The organism is Actinobaculum suis, assembly GCF_900618115.1.
GTDB lineage: Bacteria > Actinomycetota > Actinomycetes > Actinomycetales > Actinomycetaceae > Actinobaculum > Actinobaculum suis.
The window spans coordinates 1716316-1732161 of the sequence record NZ_UYIO01000001.1 but is presented as its reverse complement, the minus strand read 5'-3'; the positions used below and the strand labels follow the sequence as shown (position 1 = coordinate 1732161).

15 protein-coding genes are annotated in these 15846 nt (G+C 57.6%); 12 read left to right on the top strand and 3 right to left on the bottom strand.

Annotated features, from left to right (window positions below; genetic code table 11):
* Positions 1-356: 356 nt before the first annotated feature.
* From rplS to H8274_RS07060, 8 genes are all read left to right on the top strand, one after another.
* Positions 357-707 carry a 50S ribosomal protein L19 gene (gene rplS, locus H8274_RS07095; protein WP_049618764.1) on the top strand — a complete coding sequence of 117 codons (351 nt, stop codon included), beginning with the start codon at positions 357-359 and terminating at the stop codon, positions 705-707.
* Positions 708-886: 179 nt separating this feature from the next.
* Positions 887-1978 carry a signal peptidase I gene (gene lepB / locus H8274_RS07090; protein WP_244924560.1) on the top strand — a complete coding sequence of 364 codons (1092 nt, stop codon included), beginning with the start codon at positions 887-889 and terminating at the stop codon, positions 1976-1978.
* Positions 1965-2927 (top strand): ribonuclease HII, encoded by a 963-nt coding sequence (locus H8274_RS07085; RefSeq protein ID WP_244924559.1) that lies wholly within the window; start codon positions 1965-1967, stop codon positions 2925-2927. Before lepB ends, H8274_RS07085 begins: the two co-directional genes overlap by 14 nt.
* On the top strand, positions 2914-3255 hold the full coding sequence (locus tag H8274_RS07080; protein WP_049618763.1) for a DUF2469 domain-containing protein: 342 nt from the start codon (positions 2914-2916) through the stop codon (positions 3253-3255). Before H8274_RS07085 ends, H8274_RS07080 begins: the two co-directional genes overlap by 14 nt.
* Positions 3256-3576: 321 nt before the next feature.
* Positions 3577-4008, top strand: a complete 432-nt coding sequence (locus H8274_RS07075; RefSeq protein WP_185934176.1) for a YraN family protein — start codon at positions 3577-3579, stop codon at positions 4006-4008.
* Entirely contained in the window at positions 4008-5519 is a 1512-nt protein-coding gene (locus H8274_RS07070; protein WP_185934175.1) for a YifB family Mg chelatase-like AAA ATPase, read from the top strand. The genes H8274_RS07075 and H8274_RS07070 overlap by 1 nt, the downstream gene beginning before the upstream one ends.
* Positions 5520-5840: 321 nt before the next feature.
* Positions 5841-7199, top strand: coding sequence for a DNA-processing protein DprA (gene dprA / locus H8274_RS07065; RefSeq protein WP_185934174.1), 1359 nt, complete (start codon positions 5841-5843; stop codon positions 7197-7199).
* A 37-nt stretch (positions 7200-7236) separates the two neighbouring features.
* Positions 7237-8151, top strand: a complete 915-nt coding sequence (locus H8274_RS07060) for a tyrosine recombinase XerC (RefSeq protein WP_065414625.1) — start codon at positions 7237-7239, stop codon at positions 8149-8151.
* A gap of 179 nt (positions 8152-8330) precedes the next feature.
* Here the strand turns inward: H8274_RS07060 and H8274_RS07055 are convergent, their stop codons facing one another.
* Positions 8331-8759 carry a M23 family metallopeptidase gene (locus H8274_RS07055; protein ID WP_049618817.1) on the bottom strand — a complete coding sequence of 143 codons (429 nt, stop codon included), beginning with the start codon at positions 8757-8759 and terminating at the stop codon, positions 8331-8333.
* Between the two features lie 861 nt (positions 8760-9620).
* On the opposite strand from H8274_RS07055, the gene rpsB reads away from it, so the two are divergent.
* From rpsB to H8274_RS07040, 3 genes are all read left to right on the top strand, one after another.
* Positions 9621-10526 (top strand): 30S ribosomal protein S2, encoded by a 906-nt coding sequence (gene rpsB, locus H8274_RS07050; protein ID WP_185934173.1) that lies wholly within the window; start codon positions 9621-9623, stop codon positions 10524-10526.
* Positions 10527-10555: 29 nt separating this feature from the next.
* The gene (tsf, locus tag H8274_RS07045; RefSeq protein ID WP_049618757.1) at positions 10556-11413 is read left to right on the top strand and encodes a translation elongation factor Ts; all 858 of its coding nucleotides are present in this window, start codon (positions 10556-10558) and stop codon (positions 11411-11413) included.
* A gap of 500 nt (positions 11414-11913) precedes the next feature.
* Positions 11914-12801 carry a formate/nitrite transporter family protein gene (locus tag H8274_RS07040; protein ID WP_244924558.1) on the top strand — a complete coding sequence of 296 codons (888 nt, stop codon included), beginning with the start codon at positions 11914-11916 and terminating at the stop codon, positions 12799-12801.
* 260 nt (positions 12802-13061) lie between these two features.
* Here H8274_RS07040 and H8274_RS07035 read toward each other — a convergent pair whose 3' ends face one another.
* Positions 13062-14414 (bottom strand): PFL family protein, encoded by a 1353-nt coding sequence (locus H8274_RS07035; protein WP_185934171.1) that lies wholly within the window; start codon positions 14412-14414, stop codon positions 13062-13064.
* 11 nt (positions 14415-14425) lie between these two features.
* Positions 14426-14680, bottom strand: a complete 255-nt coding sequence (locus tag H8274_RS07030; protein ID WP_244924557.1) for an ACT domain-containing protein — start codon at positions 14678-14680, stop codon at positions 14426-14428.
* 335 nt (positions 14681-15015) lie between these two features.
* Here H8274_RS07030 and pyrH point away from each other — a divergent pair, with 335 nt between their 5' ends.
* Positions 15016-15768, top strand: a complete 753-nt coding sequence (gene pyrH / locus H8274_RS07025; protein WP_185934170.1) for a UMP kinase — start codon at positions 15016-15018, stop codon at positions 15766-15768.
* Positions 15769-15846 lie beyond the last annotated feature (78 nt).

The window sequence follows — 15846 nt, the reverse complement described above, 5'->3', positions numbered from 1 at the left end:
TTAGAAAGGCTAGGGGCCACGGCCGGCCCAACACGCAAACTAGCCATTTCGGATGCGGTACGAAATCGCGGAATTAGCCCCTTTGGATGCGGTATTTAATCGCGGAATTAGTCACCGCGGGGGATGAGCGGAGCGAAACTGGTGTACATTTGCTACCGTGATACGGGTGCGTGCGCGACGAATCTCTCGTTTTATGTGACTGGCGACAAGTGGATTATGCGCGCGCTTGTGGCATAATGATTTGGTTGTTTCTCGCACGTAAGTGCGTTTGCCCGCCGCAGGGGGTAGAGCACGCGAGTCTAAAACGTTGTACATATCGCTGCTGACCTGCGCGCAGTGGCGGAAGGTGAAAACTGATGCAGACCCTTGATGCTGTTGATGCCGGGCAGCTCCGCGATGACATCCCGGAGTTCCGTGCCGGTGATACCGTTCGCGTGAACGTAAAGGTTGTTGAAGGAAACCGCACCCGTACCCAGGCCTTCGAGGGCGTTGTTATCGCCCGGCAGGGTGACGGTATTCGGGCTACTTTCGACGTTCGGAAGATTTCCTTCGGTATTGGCGTGGAACGTAAGTTCCCCGTGCATTCTCCGTCGATCGAATCGATCGAAGTGCTCTCTCGTGGTGTTGTGCGCCGCGCGAAGCTTTACTATCTGCGTGATCGCCACGGTAAGGCGGCTCGTATTCGCGAACGTATCGCGGATCGCTAGTACGCCGCGGCCATGCAAGCCGCAGTATTGTCTATTGGGGCTCGTCGCGGTTGCGACGGGTCCCAATGTTCTACTTTCAGCGATAAGCGCGTTTGTCATACGTTCAGCGATAAACGCGCCGTGCCGCAGTGAGTTATCGTAGGGAAATGTGGAAAATGCCAGAAGGAACTGGGAGTGCGATGAGCTCACAAGCAGATGAGGAAATGAGCGAAGACCAAGTTGTGCGCCGTCGCGTAGAAACTGCGGAAGACTCAGACACCCTTGACCCTTCGGCTGGTGCAGAACCTGACGCTTCTGCCGATGCGGAGCATGCTTCGTCGGCTGATGCGGAGCTTGCTTCTTCGGCTGGTGCAGAACCTGCCTCTTCAGATGGTGAAGTAACGGAAGAGCCACCAAGCATTCCGCCTTCGTTCCCACCGCGCTCCGCACGCCCGCCCCACGTGGAAGGGGGCGAAACCGAACCAAAGGTAGTAACCAGTAGTGCCTCGGGTACCAGTAGTGTTGCCAGTAGCGGGGCAGGTACCGGTAGCGCTAGTTTCGTTACTGTTAACGACGCCGAAAGCAAGGATGCGGAAGAAACTCAATCCTGGCAGCGCACGTTACTTGAAATCGTCGCGGTAGTAGCCTCCGTCCTTTTGGTGTCCGTAGTGATTAAAACCTTCTTTGTCCAGGCTTTCTCCGTCCCCTCTGGCTCGATGGAGACTACGCTGCAACCGGGAGATAAATTCTTCGTTAACCGCATGGTGAAATCGGAGGATGAAATCCGGCGCGGCGACGTCGTCGTCTTCGTAGACCCGGGTGGTTGGCTCACGATACCGGCCGAACAGAAGAACCCGGTGGCGGAAGTAGGCCAAAAAATCTTGCAAGGGGTCGGCATTCTTCCCGCAGATACCGGCCACTATTTGGTCAAACGCGTGATAGGTAAGGGCGGGGACCACGTGGAATGCTGTACCGCGGAAGGACGAATTTCCGTGAACGGCGTGCCTATTGACGAGCCTTATTTAGCTCCCGGAATTTCGCCTTCGCTGGAAGCATTCGATGTGACCGTTCCGCGCGGCAACCTGTGGCTCATGGGAGATAACCGTTCGAATTCGAAGGATTCGCGTTGGCACCAGCGGGAAACCGGGAATGGTTTCGTGCCGGTAGATAACGTGGCGGGCCGTGCCTTTATAATCTTCTACCCCTTTGATCGGGTCGGGAAGATAACAGATAACACCGCGGCGTTCGCAAACGTGCCGGATCCGGGAGGGGTTGCGGTTGGCGGTCAGTAACGGCCCCACTGGTCGCCGCGGCGCTAACAGCCAGCGCGGCCACGCCACTCGCCGTAGCTCCAACAACGGGCGCGGCGCTACCACTCCTCGTAAATCCGCTAGCCGGCACGGTACCCAAAAGCACCGTAAATCGGCTAACCGGCACGATCCCACTAGAACTTTGGAAAAGGAGATGCTCGCCGAGCTTGCCGCCACCGGCACGCACACAGCGGCAACGGTAAACCCGCCTAGCGTTCAAACCCGGGTAAGAGCGAACTCGGATGGCACTCAAACCCAGGCAAACACAAACCCGGCTGGTAGCAAAGCGCGCGGTCCTATTTTGGCCGGCGTTGATGAGGTAGGCCGCGGTGCGATTGCTGGGCCGGTGTGCGTAGGAATTGCCCTCGTGGACGAAACTGTGCCCGATACTTTTCCGCCCGGCCTGCGCGATTCAAAAATGTTGAGCGAAAAGGCACGCGAAGGCCTCTATAGTGCGGTGCGGGCCTGGCCGCTTGCGGTGGAAGTCGGGTATGCGAGTGCGGCAACGGTAGATAGCTTAGGAATTATTGGGGCCTTACGGGCGGCCGCGGCGGATGCGTTAGCCAAACTCGCCGCGCGCGGCTACACGCCCGATGCGGTTTTGCTAGACGGCACACATAATTGGTGGACAACAGAGCCAGACGCACTGCTCGAAATAGGCCCCATACTTCCTGCCATTCCGGTACGCACGGTTCGGAAGGCAGACGCGGACTGCGCGGTAGTGGCCGCGGCGAGCATTGTGGCAAAAGTTGAGCGTGATCACGTAATGGTCGCACTGGCGGAGCAATATCCCGGCTACGATTGGGCGAGTAATAAGGGGTATGGGAGCGCCGGTCACGGCGCTGCGCTAAGCTCGCTCGGGGTGAGCCCCCAGCACCGTGTGTCCTGGCATTTGCCTGGTGTGAGGAGGAACCAGCATGAGCGAAATTGACGGTTATGAAGCAGAGTGCGAACTTGCATTATTCCGCGAGTATCGCGATGTAATTAAGATTTTCCGGTACGTGGTAGAAACCGAACGCCGGTTCTACCTGGCCAATGATGTAGACGTGAAAGTGCGAGCTTCACGTGCCGGCGACGTCTTCTTCGAAGTCACTTTGACGGACGCGTGGGTATGGGACCTGTACCGTTCCTCCCGGTTTATTCGCGGAGTGCGAGTAGTTACTTTTAAAGACGTAAATATCGAAGAACTCAACCAAACCGATATCACCCGAGAGCTCGATTTGGGCCCCGATTTCGGCAGCCCAAGCATCGGCCAGTAACCACGCTGAGTTGTGCGGTCAGTAACCGCACTGCGTTCCGCGGGCGCCGCGCCAATATCTGGCGCAGGCGCTTATTTTCTGCACCTACTCTGGGCCGAGTTTCCTGGGTTACTGGTCTGAGCACGCGGGTTTACTGTGCTACACGTGTTTATGTTCTAATCGCGCGGGTTTACAGGTCTGAGCACGCGGGTTCACTGGTCTGAGCCCCCTGATTTTTTTGTGCTAACCGCGCAGGTTTCCACAGTGTGCTTGGCGTACCTGATATTCACAGGCGAACGACGCCGTTGCCGCGCCGCGCTCGGGTTTGGCCACAATGGCGCCATGACCACGAAGAGTACGTTTATTAGGCCCGGGCCCGATTTGGAATTACCGGAACTCCCAGCCCGGCCCAGCCGCCAAGAAATAGGAGCCTGGGGTGAAAATATTGCCCGCCGATATCTGGAAACAAGTGCCGGGCTAGAAATACTTGCCCAAAATTGGTGTTCCCCGCATCGCACCGGCGAACTCGACCTGGTATGCAGGGACGCACAGGCCAGAGAACTAATCGGGGTGGAAGTCAAAACGCGGCGCGGAGCTAATCAGGTTCCTGCTCTATTGTCATTGACCACACAAAAACGGCAACGTTTGCGCGCTTTGTTATATGAATGGTTGGCCGCACATCCGCAACCACATGCGAATCTGCGTCTAGATTTTATTGGCGTGGAAGCGGGCCATAAAACTTGCCAGGCTCTGTATCACCTGAGGAATATCTAATGCGGGTGAAAGTAGCGCACGCAGTAGCCATCAACGGGGTGGCGGGAGCAATCGTCCGGGTAGAAGCGGCAAGCCTGGCAGGAATACCAAGTTTCACTGTTGTCGGCTTAGGCGATACCGCAGTTTCTGAATCCCGGGAGCGGATTAAAGCCGCTTTTGCGGCCACCGGTTTAGGTTTTCCCCGCACCCGGATCACCGTCAATCTTTCCCCAGCGGACCTGCCGAAAGTTGGTACCGGTTTCGACGTGGCAATCGCCGGAGCGATTATGGCCGCTGCCAGCGGCCGCGAACTACCCGCCAACGCGGTTTTTATTGGCGAACTAGGCTTAGACGGTTCGGTACGGCAGGTACGCGGGGTATTACCGGCAGCGCTAGAAGCTGCCCGCCAAGGTTTCCATACCGCGTTTGTGCCTCACGGGTGCGGCCAGGAAGCTGCCCTGGCCGGTCTGGCGGTACAAGAACTGTGGCATTTCAGCCAGATCGCACACCTGTTAGAAGTTGACGCTCTGCCGGTACCGCCCGCACCGGTAATGGAAACAAAAACAACGGCGGCGGAATCGGTACCCGATATGCAAGACGTATTGGGGCAAGAAGAAGCGCGCCGGGCGGTCGAAATAGCGGCGGCGGGCGGCCATCATGCTTTGCTCACCGGAGCACCCGGGATTGGCAAATCCATGTTGGCACAACGCTTACCCGGGATTTTGCCGCCCCTATCGCGGGCCGCGGCGGTAGAGGTAGGGGCAATTGCGAGCGTGCTCGGAGAATTTTCGGGCACCCTTTCCCACACCCCGCCCTTCGCGGCTCCGCATCACACTGCTACCGCGGCGGCTTTAGTAGGTGGCGGTAATCGGCCGCGGCCGGGAGCAGCCTCCCGCGCCCATCACGGCCTGCTGTTTTTGGATGAACTTCCAGAGTTTCGGGGTAACGCTCTGCAAGCTCTACGCCAGCCCATGGAAACTGGGGAAGTCCAGGTTTTTCGGGCTCGTGGCGCTTTGCGTTTCCCAGCCCTGTTCCAACTGATTGGGGCGGCTAACCCGTGCCGCTGTGGCAAATATATTGATAGCCCGGCGCAATGTTCTTGCCCGGTCCGGGAGCGGATCCGGTATTGGAACCGAGTAGGTGGGCCGATTCTGGACCGCTTCGATATCAATATTGTGATGCGCAGGCCGAGCCGGGCGGCGCTGGCCATGGCCAGCGCGGAAGCCAGTGCGCCGATTGCACAAAGAGTAGCCCAAGCTCGGGCGCGGCAAGAACGCCGTTACCGAAACTGTGCGTGGGCTACGAATGCGCGGGCGCCCGGTTCGTGGATACGGCAACACACGCATCTGCCCGATACGGTACAAAACCAGTTCGAACAACTACTTACCCGCGGTGAAATGAGTATGCGCGCTCTGGACAAAATAATGCGAGTGGCCTGGTCCATTGCAGACCTGGCCGGCCGCAAGCATCCGGAACTGGATGATTTTGCCGAAAGCTACGCCATGCGCCGCCACGGCATAACCGCCAGCTAAGCCCACCGCCACGGCATAACCGCCAGCTAAGCCCACCGCCACGGCATAACCGCCAGCTAAACCCACCGCTACTGCATAACCGCCAGCTAAACCCACGGCTACCGTCAGCCGGTACACCGATACACGAGTTGCCGGGCTTATCCGCACAGCTCTCTTGGCGCACTGATGTTTTTCCGAACTGATCTTGAAGGCCAGCCAGCTGATTTCGTATGTCTCGAATGCCGGCAGTCTTATTACGGCCGGCTGCTACGAGTCATTAAGGCCGGCCACCACGAGTCTTACAACAATATGAAACCTCGAGCTCCGAAAGGATAAAAGCGCATGCACGATACGTACTCGCGCCCAGATGACCCCGAAAACCAGCCTGCCGCCACACCGGGTGCTATCTACAACCAGACCGCCGCCACACCGGGTGCTGCAACGGCGTCTCCTCGCCACCCGCAACAAATAAATGCTGCCAGCGAAGCTACCGACGAAGCGACCGCCAAAGCTACCGACGAAGCTGCCGAGCAACGCGCCGCCATGGCCTGGACGCGCCTGGCCGAAGGTGAAGATTATGCCGCGATGGCCTTGGTACAGGAAATGGGATTCGCCCTCGCCTTAGATTTTGTGCGCAATCCGCATTCCACTCGCGCTCTTCCGGAGCCAATCAGAAAAGGTTTACAACGCTGGACGCCGCGGCTAGACGACGCTGCTTTCGCACAAGACTTGAACAATGCCCGGGTGAACGGTTTGGGTTTCGTGCGTTGGAACGGTCCGGGTTATCCGCGCCAGCTTTTAGACGCTGCTTTTACATCCTTGCAGGCCGTACCACCGCTCGGTCTGTGGTACAGCGGCGATATTTCTTTACTGCACCAGCCCAGTTTGGCACTTGTCGGTTCGCGCGCAGCGAGTGCTTATGGCACACGGCTGGCCACCGAGTTTGGGTTCGAAGTAGCCCGGCACGGCATTCCGGTAGTTTCCGGTGGAGCTCTCGGGATCGACGCCGCGGCTCATCGTGGTGTTTTGCAAGGCGGCGGGAAAGCCATCGTAGTGTTTGCCAGTGGAGCGGATCGGATATATCCACGTGCCAATGCGGAACTTTTCGCGGAGATTCGCCGCACCGGCGGCCTGATAATCTCTGAATCCCCGCCTGGCGCGGCCCCACACCGGCACCGATTCCTTTCCCGAAACCGTATTATTGCCGGGGTTTCGGCAGGCGTCGTCGTCGTGGAAGCGCCCTATAGATCTGGCGCGATTTCCACCGCCCGCCACGCTCTTACGCAAGGCCGCCCCGTCGGTGCGGTTCCAAATGCGGTGGACGTGCCGCACGCTTTAGGGTGTTTGCGGCTATTACGCGAAGGGGCGATTTGTATTCGCAGCGCGGAAGATGCCCTCGAATTGTTGGGCAACGACGCCGTTTCTCCCGGCTCGCATTCCCAATTGGCTTTGGATATTAGTCCGGGCTTGGCAAAATCAGACCCTTTGGCCGGTGATCCGCTAGCCGTGCGTATTCGCGATGCCTTGCCAGCAGTGCGGGCGGCAAGTACGGAACGAATCGCGGCCACAGCCGGGCTGGGAATTGCCGAAACTATGCGGGGATTGGGCCGTTTAGAACTGGCGGGCATTGCCGAACGGAAAGCTGCTGGCTGGCGGCTCACTCAAACCGCGCGCGAAGCCAGTGCGCGGAACGCAAACTAATAGCCTAAGCAGAACCGGTGCGAGCTATGGTTGAAGCATGGCTGGTACGGTGGCGCAGATTCTCGAAGAATATAAACGTGACCTTTCCTTGCGGCGGGGTTTTTCGCCGCACACGGTGAAGGCATATACCCGCGAAGCTCGTGAATTTTTGCAATATTTGGCCGAACTTGCCGGGCAAGATCCAAGCGAAACCCTCGACTTGGAAAACCTAACCTTGGGGGATGTGCGGTCGTGGCTGGCCAGCACCCGCGAGGGGCACGCGCTGGCTTCCTTAGCTCGCCAGTCAGCTTCGGTGCGAAGTTTTACGTCCTGGCTGTACCGGGCCGGATATACCGAAGTGAACGCGGGGGCGCGGCTCAAATCTCCGCGAGTTGCGAATGAAATCCCGCGAGTTTTGACTGAAGAACAAGCCGCGCAACTATTAGATACCGCCAAGGAAAAAGCGGATACGGGGGAGCCGTTACTCATCCGAGACTGGGCGATGGCCGAAGTTTTATATGCCACCGGTATCCGCGTAGCTGAACTGTGTGCTTTGGATGTGAACCAAATTGGGGCGCGGGGAACGATTCGCGTGATCGGAAAGGGCGACAAAGAGCGGATAGTACCCTGCGGAGTGCCGGCAATGCGCGCCCTGGATAAATACATTCAAGTACGCCCGGAGCTCGTAAACAAACCAACCACGGCTCTTTTCTTGGGCGCTCGCGGCGGGCGGATTAATCAGCGGGCTGTGCGCGAGGTGGTGCACCGCTTGGCCGCCCAAGCCGGCGTACCCGATATTAGCCCGCACGGCTTACGCCATTCCGCGGCCACTCATCTCTTGGAAGGCGGCTCAGATCTGCGCACGGTGCAAGAAATCCTCGGGCATAGCTCCCTGCAAACCACCCAGCGCTACACCCATATTTCGGCCGAACGTTTGCGGGCCGCATTCGAACAAGCCCATCCGCGCGCCTAGCTTGCGGCGCATTCCGCATGGCGAAAACGCGGCACATTCCGCATTGTTGCACGCATCCGTTGGTAGCGACTGTGTCGCCGCAGCTATGTGCCCCAATGTATCTACGGCGTTGCTCGTACCGACAGCGCTGGTAGTACCGTCTGCGCAGTTAGCAGTTAGTAGAGGCGGACAGTTAGCAGTTAGTAGAGGCGGATTTCGCGGCGCCGTAATAAAGACAGCGGGTCCAGGTAAACCGAACCGCGCCGGGCGCCCCAATGGACAGCCACAAAACCTTCCGGCACCTTGTCACTATGCCCGGCCTGCGCCCACCCAATTACTTCCCCAGCCGTTACTCTCTGGCCGCGTTTCACGCGCGGTTCTACTGGTTCATAAGAAGTGCGAATCCCATTGGGATGTTCAATTGAAATAACCATGCGATCAACTAGCATCCCGGCATAAATAACCGTGCCGCTACCGGCTGCTAATACCGGCTGGTCAAGCACAAAAGCCATATCCACCCCGCGATGGCCGGGCAACCAATTCGGATCGGGAGCGTTGAATCCGCGTGTGATAATCGGTTCTTCACCGCTGGGAGAAATAAACCGGCGGCCTGAAGATTCGTTTTCCATGCCGGGCAGGAACGGCCCGAAGAATCTTGGGGGATTGTATCCCGGTGGCGCCGGAAAATGGCCAAGTGGCGCTCCTCGCAAAGCCAGGGGCAGTGCAGCCGGTAGGGCGCGTGGCGGTGCATCCGGTAGGGACTGCACCGGCGCGGCCATAAATGGTTCCAGGGGAGCAGCTGAAAGCGCAGCCGCGGGCGGCGCCGGCAGAGCGATTAATACGGCGCAAATCAGAAAACTATAAAAGCGGTACCACATAGAAACAGCATGGCCGCAAGTGGCAGGTGGGCGGCGTCGTCGGCACGAAACTGGTGGATTACCGCAACGCGTACACAACTGTGGAAACGTGCCCGGCACGGAAATGAAAAAACCGCGCCGGAGAATGCAAAGCCCAACAAAACCCGAGAATGCAAATCCCAACAAAACTCAACAAAACCCGATAAAACCCGATAAAACCCGATAAAACCCGATAAAACCCGATAAAACCCGGCAAGACGCCGGGAAACATGGGTAACCACAGCGCCCGCGAAAACATGGCAAGGGAAAACTTGCTACGCAAAATACAGCAAGCGAAAACCTGCTACGCAAAACACGGCGAGCTAGAAGTGGCGCATAGCGCACGCCAAACCGTGTAGAACACTCGAGAAAGTGCCATCTTCTCCGGTAAGATAGGCAACCGGCGTGGGTCTACCCGCGCTGAAAATACGCGTGCTTCCCGATAGCGCATGCGGATCGGTCCTGGGGCAGATAAACAAGTAATTGAGATGCTTTGGGAACCGCATGCTGGAAGTGCCAGGGTGCGCCGGCAATCCCGCCGCGCACAAGAACCGATTAATCGCGCGCGTAGGCGCGCCTGAGGAGGACCGCCACATGGCCGTCGTAACTATGAGCCAGCTGCTTGAAGCTGGCGTGCATTTCGGACACCAGACTCGTCGCTGGAACCCGAAGATGAAGCGCTACATTCTGACGGATCGTAACTCTATCTACATTATCGATCTGCGGAAGACGCTTGCCGATATTGACCGCACCTACGATTTCGTAAAGGAAACCGTAGCGCATGGCGGCAACATTCTTTTCGTGGGCACCAAGAAGCAGGCGCAGGAAGCGATTCGTGAGCAGGCAGAACGTACCGGAATGCCGTATGTGAACGAACGCTGGCTGGGCGGTATGCTCACCAATTTCCAGACGGTTTCTAAGCGTATTCAGCGCTTGAAGGAACTGGAGCAGATGGACTTCGAAGACACCGCGGGCAGCGGCTTGACGAAGAAGGAACTGCTCATGCTTTCGCGGGAGAAGGACAAGCTGGAGAAAACCCTGGGTGGTCTGCGCGATATGACCAAGCTGCCTTCTGCGGTGTGGATTGTTGACACCAATAAGGAACACCTGGCGGTTGCGGAAGCACAGAAGCTTAATATTCCGGTGGTTGCCATTCTGGATACGAACTGCGATCCGGATGACGTGGCTTACCCGATTCCCGGTAACGACGACGCTATCGGTGCGGTACAGCTCCTGACGCGCGTGATCGGCGATGCGGTGGCGGAAGGCCTATTGGCCCGCAACCGTGGCAAGGCCGAAGATGCAATGCCGGAATGGGAACGCGAAGTTTTGGCCGCGGGTGCAACTGAAGATGCAGAAAAGGAGCAGGCTGAGGCTGCAGAAGCTGAGGCTGCGGAAGCTGCGGCTGCGGAAGCTGCCGAAACCCCGGCGCCCGCTGCGGAAGCTAAGCCTGCCGCTACGGAAACTGAAGCTGCGGCCCCGGCCGAAGCTGCCAACTAAGAAAACGAACTTAAGGGCTGAGGAGAAAAATGGCTAACTACACAGCCGCCGATGTCAAGGCGCTCCGTGACAAGACGGGCGTAGGCATGATGGATGTTAAGAAGGCGCTCGACGAAGCACAGGGCGATGCCGCGAAAGCGGAAGAGATCCTGCGTATTCACGGTGCGAAGGCCGCGGCTAAGCGCGAAGGCCGGACTGCGGCCAACGGCCTGGTTACGTCCAAGGTTATTGATACCGAAGCAGGCCAGCGGGGCGTGCTCATTGAAGTGAACTCGGAAACTGACTTCGTGGCCAAGACCGATCGCTTCATTAAGATGGCAGAAGAAATCCTCGAAGTTGCGATTGATAGCAAGGCAACGACGGTGGAAGAACTGCTGGCCGCCAAGCTGGCCGAAGGTACCGTGGCAGATCGCGTGACCGAAGAAATTGCGGTTATTGGCGAAAAGCTCGAAGTTTCCAACCTGGAAGTGCTAGAAGGCGAAGTTGTGGATGCTTACATGCACCGCACTGACCCGGATCTGCCGCCGCAGGTAGGCGTTCTAGTTGCTACCGATGAAGCTGGCCGTGACATCGCGCATGACGTGGCCGTACACATCGCGGCGCTGAATCCGAAGTACCTCAACATTGAGGACGTACCGGCAGACGTTGTGGAAACCGAAAAGCGTATCGCCACCGAAACCACGATCGCCGAAGGCAAGCCCGAAAAGGCCGTGCCGAAGATCGTAGAAGGCCGCATGCACGGCTTCTACAAGCAGGTTGTACTGCTCGAACAGGGCTGGGCGCGCGAACCGAAGAAGTCCGTCAAGCAGGTTATCGCCGAACACGGCGGTAAGGTGACCGGCTTCAAGCGCGTGCGCGTTGGCGATTCCGCTACCGAAGAGGCCTAAACTCTTCGCTACCTGTGTGCCTCAGGTACACCGCTAGTTCGCCAGCGGATCGTTACTGATTCGGCAGCGGTTCGCTGCTGGTTAGCGGTTCGCTGCTGGTTAGCGGTATGTCGGCCAGCGGTTCGCTACTGGTTTGCCAGTGTGCATAACTAAAAAATAAATACTGCGTGTACTAGTTCTAATTAGTGCACACAAATGTGGGGCGTCACCGCCGTGGCGCCCCACATTTATGCTCATTTCTACCAAATCTGTACCAATTCCGCGGTTCGTGTGAACGCCCTCGAATCGGCTGGTGGCAGCATGAAATCTTCTTCGGCCCTGCCGCCCACATTTTCGGTAACGCCGTAAAAACCCCATCCCGGCCCGCCAGCCAGCACCATTTCCGCAGGTCATAGGCGTAAAGTCCCAGGTGTTGTTAACATTAAATTCCGGCGCGGCGGCGTGCGGGTGCGGAAACGCCATATATGCTGTACGCATTAAACACTCAAAGAGGAGGAACAGTGGCCTCTACACATGCAACTGTCCCGGCCGCGGCAGAACTAGCCGTGGAAAACGCCCAAGCCGCATATCTTAAAACGCAAAGGCCTCCAGCCAAAGCATTCTACTTGGCAATCGCCGGCGGTTTTCTGGTGGGCGTCGGATACATTTTCTACGTTACTAGCCAACAGGGGATGGCCGATTTTCCGGTCGGTCCCGCAAAAATTTTGGGCGGTATGGCATTTACCGTCGGCCTCGTCGTAATAATTCTGACCGGCGCCGACCTTTTCACCTCCACCACCATGACGGTGATGCCGCTCTACTCGCGCAAAATAACACCGCGCCGCTGGCTCGCCCACTGGGGAACTTCACTTTCCGGCAACCTGCTTGGAGCTTTGCTACTTGCCGTGATCGTCTTCGCTTCCGGGCAATACCTGGCAAATGGGGGAGAATGGGGCAGAGTCGCCCTTGAAACCGCATACGGAAAAATACACTATTCCTTCCCGCGGGCGTTCCTACTGGCCATGCTCGCCAATATCATGGTGTGCCTGGCCGTCTACATTGCCCAGTCCGGGCGTACGACGACGGATAAAATTCTGGCCTGCTTGGGCCCCATCCCGCTATTCGCGTCTTCCGGTTTTGAACATTCGATTGCGAATATGTTCTTGCTTCCGCTCGGATGGATGATCAAGGAATTCGGGGGAGCTAAGTTCTGGGAATCCGCGGCCGTACAAAAAGCCGGCATAACAGCGGAACAGTTCGCAGATTTCGATATTTCTGCGATCGTGATCAATAACTGGATCCCGGTGCTCCTCGGCAATATTGTGGGCGGCGCGCTCGTAGTAGCCACCTATTTCTATTTCGGTTTCGTCCGCGCGGCCGAAAAAACGGCCGCAACAACCGGCGAATAATAGGCAGCAGCTACCGGCAAAGCTAAACGAGCGGTAGCCACATCAAAACTCGCAGTAGCGGCCCGGGTGTGGTGGTCCCGATCGGGACCACCACACCCGGGCCGCTGGGCCATATTTACTTCGCGCGCTTTTCGCTTCGCGCGGTGAGGGGCGCATATCGTGCTTTTGAGCTCCCGCGTTTTCGCGCCTATTGCGCTATTCGTGCTTATTGTGCTATTCGCCCTGCCTGCGTTAGTTGTACTTGGCGTGCCATCCGCACCTTAGTTCTTGAACTGATGGACGGGCGCGGGGATATTTCCACCGCGGCCAATAAATGCGGCCGAAGAGTAGGGCGAAACTTCCATTACCGGCGCCGAGCCCAAAAGCCCGCCAAATTCGACGGTATCTCCAACTTTTGCGCCCGGAGCTGGGATAACTCGCACCGCAGTGGTCTTCGAATTCATTACGCCGATTGCCGCTTCGTCCGCAATCATGCCCGCAATCGTCGCCGGCGGAGTAGCACCCGGAACTGCAATCATATCTAGGCCTACCGAGCAGATGGCCGTCATAGCCTCCAACTTCGCCAAAGAAATCGCTCCGGTAGCGGCAGCCTCAATCATCCCTTCATCTTCAGAAACGGGGATAAAGGATCCGGAAAGTCCGCCCACGCGCGAACAGGCCATGAGTCCACCCTTCTTGACCGCATCATTGAGCAGGGCCAAAGCCGCGGTGGTGCCATGCGCGCCAACCCGTTCCAGCCCAGTTGCTTCCAAAGCGCGGGCTACCGAATCGCCTACGTCCGCCGTCGGCGCTAGAGAAAGGTCCACAATCCCGAAGGGAACACCTAAGCGTTCGGCGGCTAGGCGGCCCACCAGCTCACCCATGCGCGTGACCTTAAAAGCCGCTTTCTTAATGGTTTCAGCGAGTTCGGAGAAGCCGGCATCCCCTGCGCTGTGAATGGCGCGAGTAATCACCCCCGGCCCAGAAACGCCCACCGAAACCACGGAGTCGGGCATTTCGGGGCCGTGGAAAGCACCCGCCATGAAGGGATTATCGCCTACCGAATTGGCGAAAACTACGAGTTTGGCAGCGCCTAACCCATCCGGGGTGGCATGTGCGGCGGAAACCACTACTTCACCCATTTGGGCTACGGCATCCATATTGATTCCGGCCTTGGAAGAACCAATATTGACGGAAGAACACACTAGGTCTGTGCTGGCCAAAGCTTCCGGGATAGAGGCAAGAAGCGCGCTATCAGCAGGGGTACAGCCCTTTTCTACCAGCGCGGAAAAACCACCAATGAAATCCACCCCGACTTCTCGAGCCGCAGCATCAAGCATGTGCGCCCACGCGGTGAGGTTCTTTTCCCGCGAAGCGGCCGCAACCAAAGCGATTGGAGTTACCGATATCCGCTTATTGATAATCGGAATCCCCAGCTCTTTTTCGATTTTTTCGCACACGGGCACAAGCTGCCGGGCCTTGGTAATAATTTTTTCCCGGGCCCGTGCGCGGGCCTTTTCGCCGTCGCTATCCGCGCAGTCAAGCAGGGAAATGCCCATGGTCACGGTACGAATATCGAGCCGGTCCTCATGGATCATGGCCAGTGTTTCCAGAATATCTTTTTCAGTATTCATAGAACTTGGCCTCACAACCTATGCATAGCGTCGAAGATTGCTTCTGATTGCACGCGGATTTCCAGGCCTTCCGTTTCTCCCAAGGCGTGCATATCAGCCTGCAAACTGGTGATATCCAAATCTTCGGGCAAAGAAATCTCCAAAATCATCGTGAAATACTCAGACATAATCGTCTGCGAAATGTTCTTGACGTTTACTTTTCGTTCGGCAAGTTTAGTGGTAACGGCCGCCACGATTCCCGTGCGATCGCGGCCTGTAACAGTCATGATGGCTCGCATGTGGACCAGTCTCTCACACTCGGCGCGCAGGTGAGGGCCCACGCCCACTTGGCGAGGCGGTTGGGTTGGGGAGGCGCCGCTCGCACGTGGCGTAGTGCCGGTGCCCACTTGGCGAGGCGGTCAGGTTGGGGAGGCGCCGCCCGCACGTGGCGTAGTGCCGGTGCCCACTTGGCGAGCGGCGAGATTTATGCGGCGCTGCCGGCCGGCGCGGGTTTAGTTTCACTTTGGGAATCTGCGGGCCAAACGCTTTGCGCTGGTAATGTTATTTCTGGTTGATTCCGAAGCAGGAATCCGGGTGGAGGAAACACGAAGCGAGGAGAAGCATGACTATATTGGGGCGGCCAGCAGCGGAAGACGGCGTGCGGCGCGTTTTGCTTAAGCTTTCGGGCGAAACCTTTGGTGGCGGCGGGGTCGGAGTGGATACCGATGTGCTCACGCGGGTGGCTTCGGAAATCACCGCGGCCGTGAACCAAGGCATAGAAGTAGCGATCGTGGTGGGCGGCGGTAACTTCTTCCGCGGTGCTGAATTACAACACAGCGGTATGGACCGGGCCCGCGCCGACTATATGGGCATGCTCGGCACGGTTATGAACGCGATCGCTTTGCAAGACTTTATCGAACGGGCGGGTACTCCCTGCCGCGTTCAAACCGCAATCCAAATGACCCAGGTAGCTGAGCCTTATATTCCATTGCGAGCCATCCGGCACCTGCAAAAGGGCCGGGTGGTTATTTTTGGAGCTGGCGCCGGAATGCCGTATTTCTCCACCGATACCGTTTCCGCCCAGCGGGCTTTGGAACTGCGGTGCGATGAACTCCTCATGGGCAAAAATGGGGTAGATGGTGTTTATAGCGCAGATCCGAATGTGGATTCGGAAGCCGTAAAGCTCGACCATTTGACCTACGCAGACGTAATCAAACATGATTTGCGGGTGGCTGATGCGGCTGCCTTCTCCCTGTGTCGGGATAACAATCTGCCGATACGCGTTTTCGGCATGACCATTGCGGGCAACGTCACTGCCGCCTTGCGCGGGGAGAATATCGGGAGTCTCGTCACTAGCGGGGACGTCATAAGCTAGAGTTCACCATGGATACATCAGGATGCCGGCACGCCGCCCCTGAGTATAAAAACGAATTAGCAGGAATACAGAGGTAGA